The sequence below is a fragment of the Endozoicomonas sp. SESOKO4 genome, assembly GCF_024606275.1.
This window is the reverse complement of record NZ_JAHHPS010000048.1, coordinates 1-4,611: the sequence shown is the minus strand read 5'-3', so window position 1 is coordinate 4,611 and position 4,611 is coordinate 1. Positions and strand designations below refer to the sequence as shown.

Annotated in this window: 2 protein-coding genes; both read right to left on the bottom strand. The window is 47.2% G+C overall.

The genetic code is table 11. From position 1 onward, the window contains the following. Positions 1-4,265 (bottom strand): hypothetical protein (locus KDK16_RS00740; protein WP_257274250.1); only part of this gene is annotated, 4,265 nt, incomplete at its 3' end. Between the two features lie 65 nt (positions 4,266-4,330). Continuing rightward, the coding region (locus KDK16_RS00735) for a hypothetical protein (RefSeq protein ID WP_257274249.1) at positions 4,331-4,611 on the bottom strand (281 nt) is incomplete at its 5' end.

Sequence of the window (4,611 nt, the reverse complement as noted above, 5' to 3'; positions counted from 1 at the left end):
CCGCCAGTACCATCATCACCGCCCAGTTGTACCTGTTTGTTTCTCAGGGCATTAATCCGTTGTTCATGGGTGTCAGAAGTGTCTGATTTAAGACCCACGGACGCTTCAGTGGCCTCAAGAACTGCTTTGTGATAATGCGTAAGAGCGACTTCTGCTTTTAATACCGCATCACTTTTTTGCTTCAGGACTAAACCCAGCCAGGCCATTTCGTCCTCATGCATGGGTTTAGCATTCTGATCCATGTATCCAGGATCGATAATCTCCTTTTCCTGACGATCCAGTTTCTCTTTTGCATCCCACTCTTCAAGCCGTGCATTGGCTAGTTCTATACTTTTCCTGTCGTGCTCACGCAGAAATTCCGTGACCTGAGTGTACTTTTTTCTGGTTAAAGGCAGTCTACCCAAGGCTTCTTTCTGACCATGAGAGTCTGTGCAAGAAGAAATGGTAATAAAGTAATCAGAGTCTTCCAGTAAACTGAGGCCACTCGTTATCTCAATGTTCAGATTTGTTTTGGCTCTCAGATTCTCAAGGATTTCATCTCGTTTTTCTGCGCTTTTTTTCTTTAATAAAAGTCTTATGTCTTCTATTCGTCCTTCAGAGGTCTGATCATCATCGGCAGCCAGACCCAAGTGGATCTGAACCTTTTTCATATCCCGATTGAGGGCTTTGTTGCCTCTATCCGAGAGGTGTTGGATGTCAGCACGGTTCCCCGCAAATTTCACGTTTTTGCCTTCAAGCGTAGCCAGCAAGCGATATGCGCCTGTTAGCTCATCCACTGCTTCTTCCACTTCTCGTCTGGCAGTAGCCAGCTCACGATCAAGGACGTATCGGGGCTTTGGTCCCAGGGGAGCCATCAGCTCGTCAAGCTCATTATCAATGGCTCTGATGCGCTCACTCACATCAGGCTCACCTATTTTCCGAACGCTGACATCCAACTGATACAGTCTGTATTCAATCAGACGGTTCTGTTCGTCGATGGTGGCATCATCTTTGTAGTCCTTGATGTTGAGTTGACGAGCCAATGCATTGTTTCTGTCTCTTCTGACAGCTTCATCGTCATAGGCTTCGTCTACTTCATCCAGTAAGTCGAAAATTTTGGCTCTTATAGCATCCTTCTTGTTGTGCAGGCTGTCATCCATTTCTAACTCTACCCCAAGATCATCGGCCAGTATAAAAACCAATAAATGGCCTCTTGGTTTAGCAAAAGCGTTTTCACTCGTTTTGATGTTCAGCTTTTCCTCTATAGCTTCAAGCCATTGTCTCTGTTGATCTCTGGCTCGCTCCTTCGAACCTTCGACACTATAGGAAAGACGCGCTCGAAGCCTCTGGAATTTGATAGCCCTCTCAGCCAGTAGTGTTCTGTCCAGTAGTGTTCTGTCTTCTTCCCAGAGGGCAGTCAGCAGCTGATCCAGGACGTCTTCCGGGATATCATCGCTGTCAAGTTTTAAACGAATGTTGGAGAGCCTTGCTGCTTTGTCATCATCTTTATAAACTCTGACTTTGACTTTGAGGTTCAGTATTGTCTCCATTGCTTCCAGTATTTGCAGGGCCTCCTCCTCTGCCTGCTTTGCGATTTCTTCGATGTGTGTCTGCATCTCATCAGAAATAGCCTGACGACGGACATAAATATCCTGCTCTTTATGGAGACCTTCTATCCCGGCAGCTTTTTCCACAGCACTGATTTTCAAGAGTACTTCAGGCCAGGCTCTTGTGTGGCCCGGAGTTCTTATGTCTTTCAGTACTTTTTCCAACTTGCGAATCTTACGACAGGCTACATCTATCAGGGTGCTACGATACTCTACTGTCCAGTCTTTACTCATCTCAATACCGAGCATTGATGCCAGAGCATTTTGCCTGGCCTTGAGGATGGCTTCTCCTTCTGCGTCTTGAACATTGAGGGTCTGAAGTTTCTGTAGCAGGTGTTTTTGATGATCACTGATGGTCTGAAGTTTCCGAAGCAGGCGTTCTTGCTGAAGAAAAATATCGGCATTGCCGTCAAAATTCTCAATGTTCAATTGCTCGGCAATGTCTGCATGGCGGGCTTTGATTGCAGTGAGTTCTTCAGCATAGGTTTCGGTGCTCTGAAGAGGTTCCTGATCGACCTGCTGCATCAGGTGCTGTTGATGCTGAATGTTCTGATGACGAGCTTGCAGATCATTTTTGTTATCCGGAACCAGACCGAGAAGATCTGCAACGATAGCCAGTCTCTGTGCGGCCAGCTCAATGTTCTGGCCTGCCTGCTGTTGCAGATGGTGATGAATGGACTCAAAGCGGGCATCCAGATCGTCTTCATTGCCCGGAATAATATCGAGATGACCTTCAATAGCCGCCAGTTTTGCTTTAACTGCTTTTTCCTCAAACTCTCCTGCTATGGCAACGGTTGAGGCAACCGCTCTGTTGATTTCATTAATTCTCTCTGTGATGAGTCTCTTTTGCACTTCGGGAGGCTGGAAATCATCCCAGTCATCAATGCCGAGTTCGGCTGCCATTTGAGCGTTGCGAATTTTTGTGGCTTTCACTCTGGCGTCAGAAGCTTGTTGTTCCAGCTCTGGAATTCGATCAGCTTCCTGTTGAAGTTTATCTCGCCATTTTTTCGTGTCTTTCCATTCTTGAAGAAGCATTTCAAGCTCCTCCTCAATTTGCTTCCTGAGGGATTGTGCTCTCTGCTTTTCCGCTTCAATGGCATTGGCTCTTTCGGTTGCATGCTGTAAGAAATTTTTAAGCTGGGCGAGTTCGCCCGCTCTTGCATTCAGCCCCTCCTGCTGGTTTTCCAGCTCAAGTAGCTGTCTGGTCATGTCTCCAAAGACTTTGGTAGCCAGCTTGACGTCGTCTCCAAAACCATTGGCAGGCAATTCAGCTACAGCGGGTATAACCCTCTGAACACTTTGAACAAATGCCTCGCTAGCCAGAAGATCTCTCAGTACAGGTTTGAAGTTGAAGTGTTTTTCGAGTTGAATCTGTAGCCAGATTGCCGTCATGATCGAGGAAGCAACTTTGATGTGTGCTGCTGTGAATTCAAACTCATTTTCATTATCGGGAGTAGCGCTGGTCAATGCCTGCTGCAGCGCTTCATAGCGGGCAAGCGCCAACAGTTTACCTTCTTCAAATTCAGCATCGAACTGCACAGCGAAGTCAATAGCAAGTTCCTCCAGCAGCGCCATCTGCCTGCTTCGGATGATGTGCTGATAGCTTTTGAGTTTGTCTTTTTTAACCTGTGCCGTCACTGCAGGAGCGGGGGCATTACCGACAACTTCTGCCCTGAGGTTGAAGAGGCTTTTTACAAAAGCAATATCGGTTGGATTCTGCTTTTGACCATGGAAAACGATAATCTCTTCAATCTCTTCTCCCGGAGCCTGAACCACTTCCAGTCTTGGGTAACCATCGGGCACATAATAAGCCAGTGTTTCATCCTCAACATGTACTACATATCCGACGGGTTTCTGGTATGCCAACAGTTCATTCAGAGCTTCCTGTTGTAAACTTTTACCCAGAACATAAACCTGGGTATAGGCTGAGGTGGCTGCGGCCAAGAGAGTCTCATCATTGATAAAGAGTGATTTACCCAGACGCTGCGGTTCAGGTGGCTGATCGCCTGAAGCGACAAGACGCATGAAGGTACGCCCGGCTACTTCAACTTCGTCTATTTTAATAGTGGCAAGGGCAGTATACTTGTCCGCCGCTCCAAGGCTTCCTGCTCTTCCATTCGCACCTTTCAATATTCTGGCCAGTTGTTTGGGGCTGGCGACTTTCGTCAGAGGTTCTAACAGTCGGGTGTTAACTGATTGAATACGAACAGCCCTTATTGAATTTTGACAAGTCATCCCATCTCTGACTTCAATAACCAGTTGCTTTTCTGCAAGGTTATGGGTGAACCTGAAGACCCCCTCATTACCGACCCTCAGGACTTTGGTGTATTTCTGAGCAACGTCATTCTTGCCTGTCTCAAAAAGATCCACACTGGAAACGCCACCGTCAATGCCAGAAAGAACATCTGTAAAGCCCTCAGAAGGAACGTCATAGACTGCTCTGGCTTCAGTCTGATCAGGGTAGGTGGTGGTAAAGGATTTGGGTATTGGTTGCTGGTCATCCCCCAAAGTTGGCTGAACCACGACCTCAGTCTGGGTAAACTCCACACCTTCATTGCCCGGAATATCGAAAGATTTGGTCTGCAGCCTGCGATCGGCCAGTGCCTGTGTACCAATGATGGAAGAATAGATTGCAATGGCCACTGCAAGGCTTACTGCATTGGGGCGAGCCTGTGTCATTCTGGTACCTCGGAGCTGAGTATTAGTCGCTTCATGACTGTTAGTTGCTCATGGCTGTCAGTCGCTCATGGCTGTTCCGTTAAGCTGAAATGTTCACCAGTATCAAGGTGGTGTGCCGAGGTTGCAGATGGAAAGCTTGATTGTGAGGCATTTCTCTTATCATGACCGTGAACTGTCTGAACATCGCCCTTTTGCCATTTGTAAAAGGCTCCGGGAGTGTAGAAGTAAGGAATACTTTCTGCGTGGGAGAACGACCATTTGGGCACATTTGCCTTAAAGTATTTCTCCCAGCCATGCTCAAACATCCTCATGGTGCGATCACGTCGTTCACGGAACTGAAGATAAT